This is a genomic window from Streptomyces xanthophaeus, from assembly GCF_030440515.1.
Classification (GTDB): Bacteria; Actinomycetota; Actinomycetes; order Streptomycetales; family Streptomycetaceae; genus Streptomyces; species Streptomyces kutzneri.
Genome location: NZ_CP076543.1, coordinates 5248132 through 5264531, shown reverse-complemented (window position 1 = coordinate 5264531; position 16400 = coordinate 5248132). Strand labels below are relative to the sequence as shown.

Genomic DNA, 16400 nt, shown 5'->3' with positions numbered 1-16400 from the left:
GAAAATGTATGGAGTATCCATGCCCGGGCCTTCTCGCGATCCCCGCGATCTACGCGATCACCGCGATCCGGAGTACGGCAGCGGCCCCGCCGGGGAGCCGCTCACCCCGCCCGTCCCCCTCGCCGCACTGCTCGGCGACCGGGAGCTCGGCCTGCGCCACCTGGCCGGGCCGGCCGCCGCCGGGGTGCACGGGGTGCACGCCTCCGAGATGCCCGACCCCTCCCCGTACCTGCTCGGCGGCGAGCTGCTGCTGACCGCCGGGGCGGGTCCCGCCGACGACCCCGACGGGTACGTGGCCCGGCTGGCCGGAGCGGGGGCGGCCGCCCTCGGCTTCGGCGTGGCCCCGGTGCACGAGGAGGTCCCGGCCGCGCTGGCCGAGGCCTGCGCCCGGCACGGACTGCCGCTGCTGGAGGTCCCGCCTCAGACCCCCTTCTCGGCGGTCGCCCGCGCGGTGGGGCGGCTGATGGCGGAGGCCCGCACCCGGGAGCTGCGCCGGGTCACCGAGGCCCAGCAGGCCCTGGCGGCGGCCGCGGCCCGCCCCGACCCGGTCCCGGCGGTGCTGGCCCGGCTCGCGGCGAGCCTGGGCGGGTCGGTCGCCCTGTGGCCGGGGGGCCGGGCGGCGGGCCCGGAGCTGCCGGCTCCGGCCTGGGAGGCTCTGTCCGCGCTGCTGACCCGGGTGGGCCGCGAGGGCGGGCCCGCCACCGCCACCGACCGGGCGGGCGGACACCACCTGGCCGCCTACGCCCTGGCCGGGCGGGCGGCGCTGGGCACCGCGACCCCGGCCCGCGCACCCGGCGACCACACCGTGGCCTCGGTGGCCGCCGTCCTGCTGACCCTGCTCACCGCCGAGCGGCCCGCCGGGGCGGAGGCGGCGGCCCTGACCCGGCTGCTGCTCGACGGGAATCCGGCCACGGCCCTGACGGCCGGCCCCTGGTACGCCGTCCACGCCCGCGGGTCCGGGGCTCCGCAGGCCCTCGCGGCCGCGCTGGGCACCGTACTGCTGGACCCGCACGAGGGCGGCGTACGGCTGCTCACGGACCGGGAGCCCGCCGCGCAGCCCGGCTGGCGGCTCGGGGTGAGCGCCCCGGCCGCGCCTTCCGCCCTGGCCACGGCCGACGCCCAGGCCGCCCGGGCCCTTCGGCGCGCGGAGGCGGCCCGTACCCCGCTGGCCCGCCACACCGACCCCGGCTTCGCGGGCCTGGTCGGCGAGGCGGAGGCGCGCGCCCATGCCGAGGCCCTGCTGGAGCCGCTCCCGCCCGCCCTGCGGGAGACGCTGCGCGGCTGGCTGGCCCACCACGGCAACTGGGACCGCACGGCCGCGGCCCTGGGCGTCCACCGCAACACCGTCCGCCAGCGCGTCGGCCGCGCCGCCGAACTGCTGGACCGGGATCTGGACGACCCGGACGTGCGGATGGAGCTGTGGTTCGCGCTCCGCGTCGCCGACGGCCGCCCCGCTCAGCCGGGGTAGTCGTCCGGCGGGCGGAAGGCGGAGAGCATCTCGACGAAGCGGGCGGAGCCGGTGATCACCCCGGGCTCCTTGCTGCCGGGCGGGGCGGGCTCGACCCCGACCGACTCGATCCCGTCCTCCCCGATCCACAGCAGGCGCGAGCTCAGCCGGTACTCCTCCGGTGCGTCCTCCCACATCTTCCGGACGAGCGGGCCGTAGGCGATCACGCAGGTGTGCAGCTCCGGTCCTTCCACGGCCCACAGCATCAGGTGGCCGTGGAAGGGGACCATGGCGAGGATGCCGTGGGGCGCCGGACGGTCGACGAGGTCGGCGGCGCGCAGCAGGTGGGTCGAGGTGTAGCCGCCCTCGCCCTCGACGTTCACCAGCGGGTTCTCGTCCTCGTTGTACTGCAGGGAGACCGGCGCGGCGTGGAGGTTGGCCATGGCGGCGGCCCACACCTCGGCCTCGTCCACCTGCCAGGCGGCGAACTGGTCGGGCGGGACGGGGGCGGAGAAGTCGCCGCCCACGTGGATCATCACGACGGCCGCGAGCTCCTCGGTGAGGGCCGCCGCCACCGCGTGCCCCTCGTCCACCGAGTCGACGGTGACCAGCCTCGGCATGAGCAGGTGGCGGACCTCGGCGAAGCCCGCCCGGTGCAGTTCGCGCCGCCGCTCGGCGAGCCGCTGCTTCTGGTTGAGGAAGGCGACGGTGGCCGACCGCCAGTTCGTGTGCGGCAGCGCCCGGACCAGCTCGGCCACCTCCGCGAGGTCCAGCGGTGCGCCGGGCTCGCCCTCGGCGGCGAGCGAGAGGTGGCGGTGCTCCCCGAAGCGCATGGGCGGCCCGCTCGCGTTCCCGTCCAGGAAGACATCGCCCAGGAGCTCCTCGAAGGCGTGCCAGTCGGCGGGGCTGAACCACGCGCACCAGGCCGGTACGGGGGACGGCCGCTCCGACCCGGCCGGCCCCCCGCCTGCCTTTTTCGCTCTCCGGAAAAGTGGCATGCCGGGCAGATTAGGGGAGGGCGAATCGGTACGTGAGACCACGAACAAGGCATTCTTGAGCGCATTCAGGCCACATTCCGGCCACCGCGGCGCGGACGAACCCCCTCCGCCGGGACCGCCGCCGGGACCGCTGCCCGGAACACCTCCGGGGGCACCCCCGGGGTCACCCTCGGGGTCGCGCCGGGACGGCCGGGGTGAGCCACCCCACGCTTTCTGCTGCGCCTCCACTCTGGACAGCCAGTTTGACTGGCCGGTAACTTAGCCTGAGCAAGCGCTTAGGCATGGCGGCGGACCGCCGCGACCGAAGGGAGCCGGCTGTGCGCCGTACCGTTTTCAACGAGGACCACGAGGCATTCCGCGAGACCATCCGCGCCTTCATCGAGGCCGAGGTCGTCCCGGTCTACGACGAGTGGTTCGCAGCCGGTCAGGCGCCGCGCGACTTCTACTACAAGCTCGGCGAGCTGGGCGTCTTTGGGATCAACGTGCCCGAGGAGTTCGGCGGCGCGGGCCTGGACACCCACAAGTTCGAGGCCGTCCTCTACGAAGAGACCTCGCGCGCGGGCGTCAACTTCGGCGGCTCCGGCGTGCACGTGCTGCTCGCCCTCCCCTACATCAAGATGCTGGCCGACACCGAGCAGAAGAAGCGCTTCCTGCCGAAGTTCGTCTCCGGCGAGGAGATGTGGGCACTGGCGATGACCGAGCCGGGCACCGGCTCCGACGTCGCGGGCATGAAGACCACCGCCAAGCTCTCCGAGGACGGCACCCACTACGTCCTCAACGGCTCCAAGACCTTCATCACCGGTGGCGTCCACGCCGACCGCGTGATCGTCTGCGCCCGCACCTCCGCCCCGAGCGAGGACGACCGCCGCTTCGGCATCTCCCTCTTCGCCGTGGACACCAAGTCCGAGGGCTACTCCATCGGCCGCAAGCTCGACAAGCTGGGCCTGAAGACCTCCGACACCGCCGAGCTGGCGTTCGTCGACGTGAAGGTCCCGGTCGAGGACCTGCTCGGCGAGGAGGGCAAGGGCTTCTACTACCTCGGCCACAACCTGGCCTCCGAGCGCTGGGGCATCGCCTTCGGCGCGTACGCCCAGGCCGCCGCGGCCGTCCGGTTCGCCCAGCAGTACGTCACGGAGCGCACCGTCTTCGGCAAGCCCGTCGCGCACTTCCAGAACACCAAGTTCGAGCTGGCCGCCTGCCAGGCCGAGGTGGACGCCGCGCAGGCCGTCGCCGACCGCGCCCTGGAGGCCCTGGACGCCGGCGAGCTGACGCCCGCCGAGGCCGCCTCCGCGAAGCTGTTCTGCACCGAGGTCGCGCACCGCGTGATCGACCGCTGCCTCCAGCTGCACGGCGGCTACGGCTACATGAACGAGTACCCGATCGCCCGCCTGTACGCCGACAACCGCGTGAACCGCATCTACGGCGGCACCAGCGAGATCATGAAGTCCATCATCGCCAAGTCCATGGGCCTGTAAGGGATTCGGGCACCTACCCTTCCCCCATGAACGACGCACTGACGACGCTCCTCGATCTGCTCGACCTGGAGCAGATCGAGGAGAACATCTTCCGCGGTACCAGCCGTCCTTCGCTGGTACCGCGCGTCTTCGGCGGTCAGGTCGCGGCCCAGGCTCTGGTCGCGGCCGGCCGGACCGTCCCCGCGGACCGCATCGCGCACTCGCTGCACTCCTACTTCCTGCGCACCGGGGACACCTCCGCGCCCATCGTCTACTCGGTGGACCGGATCCGCGACGGGCGCTCCTTCACCACGCGCCGGGTCGTCGCCGTCCAGCACGGCCAGCCGATCTTCCACCTCTCCGCGTCCTTCCAGACGTACGAGGACGGCCTCGACCACCAGGTCGCCATGCCGTCCGCCCCGGACCCGGAGTCCCTGCCCACCGCGGCCGAGTCGCTGCCCGCGTACCGCGAGATCTTCCGCGACCCCGGCACGGTGGAGCGGCTGATCGAGACGCGGGAGGCGGTGGACCTGCGCTACGCGACGACCCCGCCCTGGGGCAGCGTCGGCGAGCCGGTGGAGCCGCGCTCGCAGGTGTGGTTCCGTACGGCCGGCAAGCTGGACAGCGCCGATCCGCTGCTGCACACCTGCCTCGCCACCTACGTCTCCGACATGACCCTGCTGGACTCGGTCCTGCTCGCGCACGGACGGGGCGGCTGGGCGGTGGGCGACGTGGTCGGTGCCTCGCTGGACCACGCGATGTGGTTCCACCGGCCCTTCCGCGCGGACGAGTGGCTGCTGTACGACCAGGAGTCGCCCTCGGCGGCCGCCGGCCGGGGCCTCGGCCAGGCCCGCATCTGGACGCAGGACGGCCGGCTGGCCGTGACGGTCATCCAGGAGGGTGTCGTACGCGTCCCGCGTGCGTGACGTCCGCCCGGCTGCTCAGTCCCACCAGAAGCCCCAGTGGTTGCTGCCGGTGACGGCCTCGCCGGCGTAGGCGCGGATGCTGCCGGAGCCCTGCCAGATGTTGTCGGGCGAGAAGGCGAAGTGCTCCGCCGCGACGGGGAGCGCGCGGGCGACCGTACGCGGCGGGGCCGCCACGGACATGTGGAGCTCGTCGAAGCCGAGGGCGACGACGCGGGCGCCGAAGCGGTCCTCCCAGGAGCGCAGGACCGCGCTGATCAGGGCGGTGTCGTTCTCGTGGTTGGTCGGGCCGCACCAGCCCATCTCGGTCGGTACGTCGGCCCCGCGGCCCGCGGGGACCAGCGCGAGCCGCGGGCTCGGCAGGAAACCGCTCGCGATCAGCGCGTCCGCGAGCCCGCAGGCGACCTCCTCCGGATCCGGCCCGTCCTCCGACTGCGCGAGCCCGGGCCAGTCCCGGCCGAAGGGAGCGATGAGCTCCTCCCCTTCCTCCCCCTCCTCGGTGTCGGGCACCACCGCGCCCCAGAACTCGCGCAGCACCGGCTCGACGTGGTGGTCGTCGGGGTCGGACATCCGCTCCGGCGAGAACTCCCGGTCCTCCCACCACCGTTCCAGCCCGCGCCGCCCCTGGAGCAGCACGGCCTGCAGCCCGGCGGCCGCGAGCGCGGGAGTGCGGTGAGCGGCGAGCGCCCCGACCCCCACGGCTTCGTCGGACACCCACAGCAACGGCCGGGGCTCCTTCCACCACCCCCGCCGGCCGGGCCTGTCGATGAGCGCACCGGGCGGCAACTCCAGCCCGAGGGACCGGCCTTGGGTATCGTCGGCCAGTACGGACAGCGGGTTGTACGTCTTCGCGGGCTTCGGCATACGGCGACCGTAACGACCACCACTGACAACCGGTGCGACAGGTCGAACAGGCCCCGTGGAGCCCCCGTTGCCGGTCACACCGACGCGCTCCGGCGAAGGCGCATACAAGAAGGAGCACTCGATGAGCAACCGCCCCCGACGGCCCCTCTGGTGGTTCATGGGCGGGGCAGGGCTCGTCCTGGCCTTGCTGGTCGCCTTGCCGGTCGCATTCCTGGCAGACCTCGGCGAGGACCGTGAGTCCCCGCTCGCGGCCACCGATGTGGAGGGGACCTGGCAGGGCTCGGACGGCGGTCGTCTGACGGTTCGGGCCGACGGTTCCGCGGACCTGGAAGGGGTGACACGGCCCGGACAGGACTGCGGGCAGTCCACCGATGCGGCGGGTCGTTCGTACACCGGGCCGGCGGCATGGGTCTTCGACACCTACCCCGACGAGAGGCCGGGGATCAGGTTCGACTATCAGGGACCCGCCACCGGCAAGCCGTGCAAGGTCTACCTCGTGGTCTTCTCGCAGGAGGACGGCACGAAGGGGTTCCTCCCCCAAGACCCGCCCGAAGTGAGTTACGTACGCCCGGCCGCGCAGCAGGGCTGAACCACGCGGTCGGCGCCCGGTCCACCCAGCCGGACCGGGCCCCGGCCGGAACCGCCGGTCGGGGCTTCTCCGCGTCCGCCGCGCTACGCGCCCAGCAGGCCCGCCGCGTCCAGGAAGTAGGCGACCATCGGGTCGTAGAAGCGCGGGTCGCGGACGTGGTCGTCCAGGGGGATCGTCACCTGGAGGGTGCCCTCCGCCTCGCCGATGAACAGGGCCGGGTCGTTGCAGTCCGCGTAGCCCACCGCGTCCAGGCCGCGCTGGGCCGCGCAGCCCGCCCAGCCGTGGTCGGCCACGACCAGGTCCGGCAGCGGGCGGTTCTCGGCCGCGAGGCCGTCCAGGATCGCGGCCATCGGCTCCGGCGAGTGGGTGTGCCACAGCGTCGCGCCCCGCTCCAGGACCGCGACGTCGGCGAACTGCCACACCGAGCCCTCGTCCGCCACCAGGCCCTGCGGGATGACGACGATCTCGCAGCCCGCCGCCCGCAGGGCCGCCGCCGTCACCCGGTGGACGTCCAGGAGGCCGCCCGGGTGGCCGGTGGCGAAGAGCACGCTCTGCCGGTCGAGCGCCGCCTTGCGCAGCCGCGCCGCCAGCCGGTCCAGGCCGGCCACCGTCAGTTCGGGGTCGATGGTGTCCTGGCCGAAGCGGACCTCGGGGTCGTCCACGACGCCGCACCGCTCCGCCATCACCGCGAGCACGTCCTGCTCGTCGGTCCAGCGGTCACCCAGTTCCAGGCCGAGCCAGTAGTGCCGGTCACCGTTGGCGAGCTTCCGGTAGTGGCTCAGGTTGTTGTCGCGCGGCGTGGCGACCTGCCCCGCGATCCGGGTCCGGACCAGGTGGTCGATGAGTTCGGCGCGGGTGGGAACGGGCGTCTCTATCGGCTTCGGCATACGGGCCATTCTGCCGCCGCCGGGGCGGAGGCGGCGCGTCCATTCCGGTCGGCGGACGCCGCGGGTCATGCCGACAGCGCCCCGAACGCACCGTGCGCGAGGCGCCGCAGCAGCGATTCCACCGCCTCGCGTCCCAAGGCCGCCAGGTGCGGGGTGGAGTTGAGCAGGCCGAAGACCGCGTGCACGGCGACCCGTACCTCCGCCTCGACGACCTCCGGGTGCAGTTCCCGTACGACCTCCACCCACAGCTCCACGTACTGGCGCTGCAGCTGCCGTACGAGCTTGCGGTCGGCGTCCCGGAGCCGGTCGAGCTCGCGGTCGTGCAGGGTGATCAGCGCCCGGTCGTCGAGCGCGAAGTCGATGTGGCCGTCGATGAGGGAGGAGAGCACCCGGGCCGGTTCGCCCGCCGCCTCCGCCACACGGTGCCGGCCGCCGGTCAGCAGCCGCTCGCTGATGCCGACGAGCAGTTCGGCGAGCATGGCGTCCTTGCCCGCGAAGTGCCGGTACAGGCCGGGGCCGCTGATGCCCACCGCGGCCCCTATCTCGTCGACGCCCACGCCGTGGAATCCACGCGCGGCGAAGAGACGAGCGGCCTCACTGAGGATCTGCTCGCGACGGGTGGGTGCGGCCGCTCTGGTGCTCATGGGAAACCATTCTAGACAGGGCCGTTAGCGGTCGTTAACCTGAGCCCATACACGTTAACGCTCACTAACAGCGTGCACCGAGCAAGTGGAACGAGCAAGGGAGCTCGACCGATGCAGCAGGCACCAGTGCTGACGAGCGCCGCGGACCCGGCGTCCGAGGCCTGGCGGACCAACGAGGCCGCCCACCGCGAGCTGACCGAGGGCCTCCGCGCCCGGCTCGACGCGGCCCGGCTCGGCGGCGGCGAGAAGGCCCGCGCCCGCCACACCGCCCGCGGGAAGCTCCTCCCGCGCGACCGCGTGGACACCCTCCTCGACCCGGGGTCACCCTTCCTGGAGCTGGCCCCGCTGGCCGCCGAGGGCATGTACGGGGGCGCGGCCCCCGCCGCCGGGGTCATCGCCGGCATCGGCCGGGTCAGCGGCCGCGAGTGCGTGATCGTCGCGAACGACGCCACCGTCAAGGGCGGCACGTACTACCCGATGACCGTCAAGAAGCACCTGCGCGCCCAGGAGGTGGCCCTGGAGAACCGTCTCCCCTGCCTCTACCTGGTCGACTCCGGCGGCGCCTTCCTCCCCATGCAGGACGAGGTCTTCCCCGACCGGGAGCACTTCGGCCGCATCTTCTACAACCAGGCCCGCATGTCCGGGGCCGGCATCCCGCAGATCGCCGCCGTCCTCGGCTCGTGCACGGCCGGCGGGGCGTACGTGCCGGCCATGAGTGACGAGGCCGTCATCGTCCGCAACCAGGGCACGATCTTCCTCGGCGGCCCGCCGCTGGTGAAGGCCGCCACCGGTGAGGTGGTCACGGCCGAGGAGCTCGGCGGCGGTGAGGTCCACTCCCGGATCTCCGGCGTGACCGACCACCTCGCGGAGGACGACGCGCACGCGCTGCGGATCGTACGGAACATCGTGGCGACCCTGCCCGAGCGCGGGGCCCTGCCCTGGTCGGTCGAGGCTCCGGAAGAGCCCAAGGTCGACCCGTACGGGCTGTACGGCGCGGTCCCGGTCGACTCGCGCACCCCGTACGACGCCCGCGAGATCATCGCCCGCATCGTGGACGGCTCCCGCTTCCAGGAGTTCAAGTCCGAGTTCGGCCAGACGCTGGTCACCGGCTTCGCCCGGATCCACGGACACCCGGTCGGCATCATCGCCAACAACGGCATTCTGTTCGCCGAGTCCGCGCAGAAGGGCGCGCACTTCATCGAGCTGTGCGACCAGCGCGGCATCCCGCTCCTCTTCCTCCAGAACATCTCCGGCTTCATGGTCGGCAAGGACTACGAGGCCGGCGGCATCGCCAAGCACGGCGCCAAGATGGTGACGGCGGTGGCCTGCACCCGGGTGCCGAAGCTGACGGTGGTGGTCGGCGGCTCGTACGGCGCCGGCAACTACTCGATGTGCGGCCGGGCGTACTCGCCCCGCTTCCTGTGGATGTGGCCCAACGCCAAGATCTCGGTCATGGGCGGGGAGCAGGCGGCCTCGGTGCTCGCGACGGTCAAGCGCGACCAGATCGAGGGCGCGGGCCAGGAATGGCCCGCCGAGGACGAGGAGGCCTTCAAGGCCCCGGTCCGCGCGCAGTACGAGGAGCAGGGCAACGCCTACTACGCCACCGCGCGGCTGTGGGACGACGGGGTCATCGACCCGATGGAAACCCGGCAGGTGCTGGGACTGGCCCTGACCGCGTGCGCGAACGCCCCGCTGGGCGACTCGGGCTTCGGCATCTTCCGTATGTGACGTGAGGACCTCACTGATGTTCAGCACTGTTCTGGTGGCGAACCGGGGCGAGATCGCGGTCCGGGTCATCCGCACCCTGCGGCAGCTCGGCATCCGCTCCGTGGCCGTCTTCAGCGACGCCGACGCGGACGCCCGCCATGTCCGGGAGGCCGACACGGCCGTCCGGATCGGCCCGGCCGCGGCCGCCGAGAGCTACCTGTCGGTGGAGCGGCTGCTGGATGCCGCGAAGCGGACGGGCGCCGAGGCCGTCCACCCCGGCTACGGCTTCCTCGCCGAGAACGCGGCCTTCGCGCAGGCCTGCGCCGACGCCGGCCTCGCCTTCATCGGGCCGCCGGCGAGCGCCATCAACCTGATGGGCGACAAGATCCGCGCCAAGGAGACCGTGAAGGCGGCGGGCGTGCCCGTGGTCCCCGGCTCCTCGGGCAGCGGCCTGACCGATGCCGAACTGGTCTCCGCCGCGGCGGAGATCGGCATGCCGGTGCTGCTCAAGCCCTCGGCGGGCGGCGGCGGCAAGGGCATGCGGCTGGTACGCGACGAGGCGGTGCTGGCCGAGGAGATCGCGGCGGCCCGCCGCGAGGCGCGGTCGTCCTTCGGCGACGACACCCTGCTGGTCGAGCGGTGGGTGGACCGGCCGCGGCACATCGAGATCCAGGTGCTGGCGGACGCCCACGGGAACGTGGTGCACCTGGGCGAGCGCGAGTGCTCGCTGCAGCGCCGGCACCAGAAGGTGATCGAGGAGGCCCCCTCGGTCCTGCTCGACGAGAAGACCCGTGCGGCGATGGGCGCGGCGGCGGTCGACGCGGCCCGCTCCTGCGGGTACGTCGGCGCGGGCACGGTGGAGTTCATCGTGCCGGGCGGCGACCCCTCCTCGTACTACTTCATGGAGATGAACACCCGCCTCCAGGTCGAGCACCCGGTGACGGAGCTGATCACCGGGCTGGACCTGGTGGAGCAGCAGCTGCGCGTCGCCGCGGGCACGCCCCTCGGCTTCACGCAGTCCGAGGTGACGCTGACGGGGCACGCCATCGAGGCCCGCGTCTGCGCGGAGGACCCGGCGCGCGGGTTCCTGCCGTCCGGCGGCACCGTGCTGGCCCTGTCCGAGCCCTCGGGCGGTGCGGTGCGCACCGACTCCGGGCTGACCGCGGGCGTGCCGGTGGGCTCCACGTACGACCCGATGTTGTCGAAGGTCATCGTCCACGGCCCGGACCGCCCGACGGCCCTGCGGATGCTGCGGGCGGCACTGGCGGACACGGTGATCCTGGGCGTCCAGACCAACGCCGGGTTCCTCCGGAGGCTGCTGGCCCACCCGGACGTGGTCTCGGGCGACCTGGACACCGGGCTGGTGGAGCGGGACCTGCCGTCGCTCCTCCCGGAGGGGGTGCCGGACGAGGTGTACGCCACGGCAGCCCTGCTGGCGCAGCCCCCGGCGAAGCCGCAGCAGGAGGGATGGGTCGACCCCTTCGACGCCGCCAGCGGCTGGCGCCTGGGCGGCACCCCCGCCTGGACGGTGCACCACTTCCGCCTGCCCGGCCAGGACCCGGTGGAGGTCCGTACCCGGCCTTCCGGCTCCGACACCGAGTTCGCCCTTCCAGCCTCGCCGGCGATCGAGGCGTGGGGTCCGGGGCAGAGCCCCGGCGCACCGACCCGCGGCCGCATCATCAGCCGCACCACCGACACCGTCACCGTCGAACTCGACGGCGTCACGCACCGGTTCAGCCACGCCACCTCCCCGGAGGGGACCTGGCTCGGCCGCGACGCCGACTCCTGGCACGTCCAGCACCACGACCCCGTATCCGCTCAAGGCGCGGCAAGCGCAGGGGCCGACACCCTCGCCGCCCCCATGCCCGGCACCGTCACCGTCGTCAAGGTGGCCGTCGGTGACAAGGTCGCGGCCGGGCAGAGCCTGCTCGTCGTCGAGGCCATGAAGATGGAGCACGTCATCTCCGCCCCGCACGCCGGCACCGTCACCGAGCTGGACGTGACGCCCGGGAGCACGGTCGCCATGGACCAGATCCTGGCCGTGGTCACCCCCGACGAGGACGAGGAGGGGGCCGCGTGAACAGGCTGCCCATGACCGTCCCGGCCCCCGGCCTCCCGGCCCGGGTCCGGATCCACGAGGTCGGCGCGCGTGACGGGCTGCAGAACGAGAAGAGCGCCGTACCCACCGAGGTGAAGGCGGAGTTCATCCACCGCCTGGCCGCGGCCGGGCTGACGACCATCGAGGCCACCAGCTTCGTGCACCCCAAGTGGGTGCCCCAACTGGCCGACGCGGAGCAGCTGTTCCCGCAGCTCGCCGGCATCGACGCGCATCTGCCCGTCCTCGTCCCCAACGAGCGCGGCCTCGACCGCGCGCTCGCCCTCGGGGCCACCCGTATCGCGGTGTTCGGCTCGGCCACCGAGACCTTCGCGTCCCGCAACCTCAACCGCACCGTCGCCGAGTCCCTCGCCATGTTCGAGCCCGTCGTGGCCCGGGCCAAGGAGGGCGACGCGCACGTCCGCGGCTATCTCTCGATGTGCTTCGGCGACCCCTGGGAGGGCCCGGTCCCGGTGCACCAGGTCGTCTCCGTCGCCAAGGCCCTGCTGGACCTCGGCTGTGACGAGCTGAGCCTCGGCGACACGATCGGCGTGGCCACCCCGGGCCATGTCCAGGCCCTGCTCGCCGCGCTGAACGAGGCCGGAGTCACGACCGACCGGATCGGCGTGCACTTCCACGACACCTACGGCCAGGCCCTGTCCAACACCCTCGCCGCGCTCCAGCACGGCGTGACCACCGTCGACGCCTCCGCGGGCGGCCTCGGCGGATGCCCGTACGCGAAGAGCGCCACCGGCAACCTCGCGACCGAGGACCTGGTGTGGATGCTCGACGGCCTCGGCATCGAAACCGGGGTCGATCTGGCCGCCCTCACCGCCACGAGCGTGTGGATGGCCGAACAGCTGGGACGCCCCAGCCCCTCCCGTACCGTCCGCGCCCTCTCCCACAAGGAGTAGTCACACCATGTCCCTCGACCACCGGCTCACCCCTGAGCACGAGGAACTCCGCCGCACCGTCGAGGCGTTCGCGCACGACGTGGTCGCGCCGAAGATCGGCGACCTGTACGAGCGGCACGAGTTCCCGTACGAGATCGTCGCCGAGATGGGCCGCATGGGCCTGTTCGGCCTGCCCTTCCCGGAGGAGTACGGCGGCATGGGCGGGGACTACCTCGCCCTCGGTATCGCCCTGGAGGAGCTGGCCCGCGTCGACTCCTCGGTCGCGATCACCCTGGAGGCCGGCGTCTCCCTCGGCGCCATGCCGATCTACCTCTTCGGCTCCGAGGAGCAGAAGCAGCAGTGGCTGCCGAAGATGTGCTCCGGCGAGATCCTCGGCGCGTTCGGCCTGACGGAGCCCGGTGCGGGCTCCGACGCGGGCGGCACCCGCACCACCGCCGTCAAGGACGGCGACGAGTGGGTCATCAACGGCTCGAAGTGCTTCATCACCAACTCCGGTACGGACATCACCGGTCTGGTCACCGTCACCGCCGTGACGGGCCGCAAGGCGGACGGCCGCCCGGAGATCTCCTCGATCATCGTCCCGTCCGGCACCCCGGGCTTCACGGTGGCCGCGCCGTACTCCAAGGTGGGCTGGAACTCCTCGGACACCCGTGAGCTGTCCTTCGACGGCGTACGGGTCCCCCTGGCCAACCTGGTGGGCCAGGAGGGCCGCGGCTACGCGCAGTTCCTGCGGATCCTCGACGAGGGCCGGATCGCCATCTCCGCGCTCGCGACCGGTCTCGCGCAGGGCTGTGTGGACGAGTCGGTGAAGTACGCCAAGGAGCGGCACGCCTTCGGCAAGGCGATCGGCGACAACCAGGCCATCCAGTTCAAGCTGGCCGACATGGAGATGCGCGCGCACATGGCCCGCATCGGGTGGCGTGACGCGGCGTCGCGGCTGGTGGCCGGGGAGCCGTTCAAGAAGGAGGCGGCGATCGCGAAGCTGTACTCCTCGACGGTCGCCGTCGACAACGCGCGCGAGGCGACGCAGATCCACGGCGGCTACGGCTTCATGAACGAGTACCCGGTGGCCCGCATGTGGCGGGACTCCAAGATCCTGGAGATCGGCGAGGGCACGAGCGAGGTGCAGCGCATGCTGATCGCGCGCGAGCTGGGCTTCGCCGGCTGAGGCACCCGGTGACGACGTCCGGCGTGGGCCCCGTGCCCGCGCCGGACATCGGCATGTCCGGAGGCGGTCACGAGAGGGACATGAGCGTGACCGTGGGGACCAGGGTCACCAGGGCGCACACCGGCCAGTAGACCCGGGCCGCCGCCGTGTTCCACCGTCGCAGGAAGTCGTTGGCGAGCCACCACAGCAGCACGAACGCGGCCACGACCGGAACCACGATCACCAGCCAGAGCAGCATGCCGTCGTTCTCCGTGGGTTCCCGGACGGTCCAGCCGAGTTCGGCGAGCGGCCCGTTGACGGCGATGTACCAAAGGAGCCAGACGGGCACGACGCCGGGAACCCCCATCACCAGGTTCGCTGCCGCGGTTGTCCACCATTGCCTTCTCATGTGCCCAGTATTCATGTTCATGATCGGCGCGATGCGGGTGAACGGCCGCTCCAGCGGCGGGTGATGGGGATGGCGGCCGGCCGGCGCGGGCTTCGGCGAGGGTGATCCAACTCACGATCGGATCTTGGCCCACCGCTGGACAAAGCCTTAGGTTAGGCTAACCTTCTCACCGAACGGCCCAGCTGCCGCCCCTGCACGCACGAAAGCGGACATCGACATGCCCAAGTCCCGAACCTCCTCCTTCACCCGTCGCGGCTTCGTCGCGGCCGGTGGCGCCCTCGGCCTCGTAGCGGTCCTCGCCGCGTGCGGTGGCACCGACTCGGCGAAGGGTGACGGCGGCAAGGACAACGGCGCCGCGGCTTCCGGCTCCTGGACCTTCAAGGACGACCTCGGCAAGGACGTCACCACCAAGGCCAAGCCGAAGAACATCGTCGCCTTCACCGGCACCGCCGCCGCGCTCTACGACTACGGCGTCCCGGTCAAGGGCGTGTTCGGCCCGACCAAGACCGCCGACGGCAAGGCCGACGTCCAGGCCGGCTCGCTGGACATCTCCAAGGTCGAGATCCTCGGCAACGTCTACGACGAGTTCAACGTCGAGAAGTACGCGGCCCTGCAGCCCGACCTGCTGGTCACCAACAGCTGGGACGGCACCTACTGGTACCTGCCCGAGGCCTCCAAGGACAAGATCCTCGCGCTCGCCCCGGCCGCCGCGGTCAAGGTGGGCGGCGACGTCACCCTCGACAAGGCGCTGGAGCGCACCGCGGACCTCGCCAAGTCCCTCGGCGCGGACCTGAACTCCAAGAAGACCGTGGACTCCAAGGCCCGCTTCGAGGCCGCCACCGCGAAGGTGCGCGAGGCCACCAAGGCCAACCCGGGCGTCAAGGTGCTCGTGGGCTCCGGTGCCGACGCCCTGTTCTACGCGTCCACCCCGGACACCGCGGCCGACCTGAAGTACTTCAAGCAGCTCGGCGTCGAGTTCGTCACCCCCGAGAAGCTGGACGAGGGCGGCTTCTTCGAGAGCCTCAGCTGGGAGAACGCCGGCAAGTACAAGGCCGACGTCATCCTGCTCGACAACCGCACCGGCACCCTGCAGCCCGAGCAGCTGAAGGCCAAGCCGACCTGGAACGAGCTGCCCGCCGTCAAGGCCGGTCAGGTCGTCCCGCGTGTGACCGAGCCGATCTTCTCGTACGACAAGTGCGCGCAGATCCTGGAAGACCTCGCGAAGTCCATCCAGAACGCCAAGAAGGTCAGCTGACCCCCGGCGCCCGGTGACCCCGGGCGCCGGTCAGGCCGTACCGACTCCCAGGGGGGACCTCTCCGCATGACCGCCACCGCATCCGACGCCCCGGCCGTCGCGCACTTCCGCTTCTTCGAGCTCGAAGTGCTCCGCACGCGCCGCCTGGGCCACTCGTTCCTGCGGGTCACGTTCGGCGGGGAGGCCCTCGCGGGCTTCCGCTCGGGCGGCTTCGACCAGAGCCTGTCGCTCTTCCTGCCCGCGGCCGGCCAGGAGCACACGGTGCTCCCGTCCACGGACGAGGACACCTGGTTCACCGCCTGGCGCGGGATGCCGGACGAGGAGCGGCCGGTGATGCGCTCCTACACCGTGCGCGAGCAGCGCCATACGCCCGAGGGGGCGGACGAGGTCGACATCGACTTCGTCCTCCACGGGGACACCGGCCCGGCGTCCCGCTGGGCCGGGCAGGCCGTGGCCGGCCGCCGGATCCTGGCGATCGGTCCGGCCGTCGCGGAGAACAAGTCCGTACGCTTCCAGCCGCCCGCCGACACCGACGTGATCTGGATGTACGCGGACGAGACCGCCCTGCCGGCCGCGGCCGCGATCCTGGACCGGCTGCCGGCCGGGACCCGGGTCAGGGCCTGGTTCGAGGTCCCGCACGAGGACGACCGGATCGACCTCCGGGCTCCCGCCGACGCGGACATCACCTGGATCGTGCGCGAGAGCGACGGCCGGGAGCGGACGGAGCAGGTGCTGAGCGCGCTGCGCGCGACCGGACCCGCCGCTGACGGGCCCGCAGCCGTCGCCCCGTACGCCTGGCTGGCGGGCGAGGCGGGCACGATCCGCGCGGTCCGCCGGCACTTCGTGCAGGAACGATCCGTCGACCGCCGCGCCGTGCGTTTCACCGGCTACTGGCGGCTCGGCGCGAGCGAGGAGCAGCTCCTCGCCGAGGCGTACGCGGGCAAGGCTCCGAGCGAGGACCCGGCGTCCGAGCTGTAGTCAGTTTCCTTACTCCACAGAGCAGTTGCGATGGGCCCTGGCTTTCCAGCCAGGGCCCATCTGCGTTTGGCGAAATACTAAGGTTAGGC

15 protein-coding genes are annotated in these 16400 nt (G+C 72.4%); 10 read left to right on the top strand and 5 right to left on the bottom strand.

The genetic code is table 11. The features are described from left to right. Positions 1 to 19: 19 nt before the first annotated feature. Positions 20 to 1468 (top strand): PucR family transcriptional regulator, encoded by a 1449-nt coding sequence (locus KO717_RS23420; protein ID WP_301370992.1) that lies wholly within the window; start codon positions 20 to 22, stop codon positions 1466 to 1468. On the opposite strand, the gene KO717_RS23415 is transcribed toward KO717_RS23420, so the two are convergent. Beyond that, on the bottom strand, positions 1456 to 2445 hold the full coding sequence (locus KO717_RS23415; protein WP_301370990.1) for a hypothetical protein: 990 nt from the start codon (positions 2443 to 2445) through the stop codon (positions 1456 to 1458). The two genes, KO717_RS23420 and KO717_RS23415, sit on opposite strands and share 13 nt — an antisense overlap. 317 nt (positions 2446 to 2762) lie before the next feature. On the opposite strand from KO717_RS23415, the gene KO717_RS23410 reads away from it, so the two are divergent. Together KO717_RS23410 and tesB are read left to right on the top strand one after the other, a co-directional pair. Next, the gene (locus tag KO717_RS23410; RefSeq protein WP_301370989.1) at positions 2763 to 3920 is read left to right on the top strand and encodes an acyl-CoA dehydrogenase family protein; all 1158 of its coding nucleotides are present in this window, start codon (positions 2763 to 2765) and stop codon (positions 3918 to 3920) included. 26 nt (positions 3921 to 3946) lie between these two features. Next, entirely contained in the window at positions 3947 to 4825 is an 879-nt protein-coding gene (gene tesB / locus KO717_RS23405) for an acyl-CoA thioesterase II (protein ID WP_030716081.1), read from the top strand. 15 nt (positions 4826 to 4840) lie between these two features. Here the strand turns inward: tesB and KO717_RS23400 are convergent, their stop codons facing one another. Continuing rightward, a complete protein-coding gene (locus tag KO717_RS23400; protein ID WP_301370987.1) occupies positions 4841 to 5686 on the bottom strand; it encodes a DUF4253 domain-containing protein in 846 nt (281 codons plus the stop codon). Between the two features lie 121 nt (positions 5687 to 5807). Here KO717_RS23400 and KO717_RS23395 point away from each other — a divergent pair, with 121 nt between their 5' ends. Next, complete coding sequence (locus KO717_RS23395; protein WP_301370985.1) at positions 5808 to 6275, top strand: hypothetical protein; 468 nt, start codon at positions 5808 to 5810, stop codon at positions 6273 to 6275. Positions 6276 to 6358: 83 nt separating this feature from the next. Here KO717_RS23395 and KO717_RS23390 read toward each other — a convergent pair whose 3' ends face one another. Both KO717_RS23390 and KO717_RS23385 read right to left on the bottom strand, forming a co-directional pair. Further along, positions 6359 to 7171, bottom strand: a complete 813-nt coding sequence (locus KO717_RS23390) for a phosphatase (RefSeq protein ID WP_301370983.1) — start codon at positions 7169 to 7171, stop codon at positions 6359 to 6361. Positions 7172 to 7227: 56 nt separating this feature from the next. Next, entirely contained in the window at positions 7228 to 7806 is a 579-nt protein-coding gene (locus KO717_RS23385; RefSeq protein ID WP_301370981.1) for an SACE_7040 family transcriptional regulator, read from the bottom strand. Between the two features lie 111 nt (positions 7807 to 7917). On the opposite strand from KO717_RS23385, the gene KO717_RS23380 reads away from it, so the two are divergent. Genes KO717_RS23380 through KO717_RS23365 form a run of 4 tightly spaced genes read left to right on the top strand, consistent with a single transcriptional unit; the run spans position 7918 to position 13690 of the window. Further along, positions 7918 to 9534: a carboxyl transferase domain-containing protein gene (locus KO717_RS23380; protein WP_030388537.1), complete on the top strand. Its 1617-nt coding sequence runs from the start codon at positions 7918 to 7920 to the stop codon at positions 9532 to 9534. A gap of 16 nt (positions 9535 to 9550) precedes the next feature. Next, positions 9551 to 11593: an acetyl-CoA carboxylase biotin carboxylase subunit gene (locus KO717_RS23375; protein WP_301370978.1), complete on the top strand. Its 2043-nt coding sequence runs from the start codon at positions 9551 to 9553 to the stop codon at positions 11591 to 11593. Positions 11594 to 11604: 11 nt separating this feature from the next. Then, the gene (locus KO717_RS23370; RefSeq protein WP_301374695.1) at positions 11605 to 12522 is read left to right on the top strand and encodes a hydroxymethylglutaryl-CoA lyase; all 918 of its coding nucleotides are present in this window, start codon (positions 11605 to 11607) and stop codon (positions 12520 to 12522) included. A 7-nt stretch (positions 12523 to 12529) separates the two neighbouring features. Continuing rightward, entirely contained in the window at positions 12530 to 13690 is a 1161-nt protein-coding gene (locus tag KO717_RS23365) for an acyl-CoA dehydrogenase family protein (RefSeq protein ID WP_150257525.1), read from the top strand. A 67-nt stretch (positions 13691 to 13757) separates the two neighbouring features. Here the strand turns inward: KO717_RS23365 and KO717_RS23360 are convergent, their stop codons facing one another. Further along, a complete protein-coding gene (locus KO717_RS23360) occupies positions 13758 to 14078 on the bottom strand; it encodes a hypothetical protein (protein ID WP_301370975.1) in 321 nt (106 codons plus the stop codon). Between the two features lie 217 nt (positions 14079 to 14295). Between KO717_RS23360 and KO717_RS23355 the strand changes: the two genes are divergently transcribed. Then, a complete protein-coding gene (locus KO717_RS23355; protein ID WP_301370973.1) occupies positions 14296 to 15333 on the top strand; it encodes an ABC transporter substrate-binding protein in 1038 nt (345 codons plus the stop codon). Between the two features lie 66 nt (positions 15334 to 15399). Further along, the gene (locus tag KO717_RS23350) at positions 15400 to 16311 is read left to right on the top strand and encodes a siderophore-interacting protein (RefSeq protein ID WP_301370971.1); all 912 of its coding nucleotides are present in this window, start codon (positions 15400 to 15402) and stop codon (positions 16309 to 16311) included. Positions 16312 to 16400 lie beyond the last annotated feature (89 nt).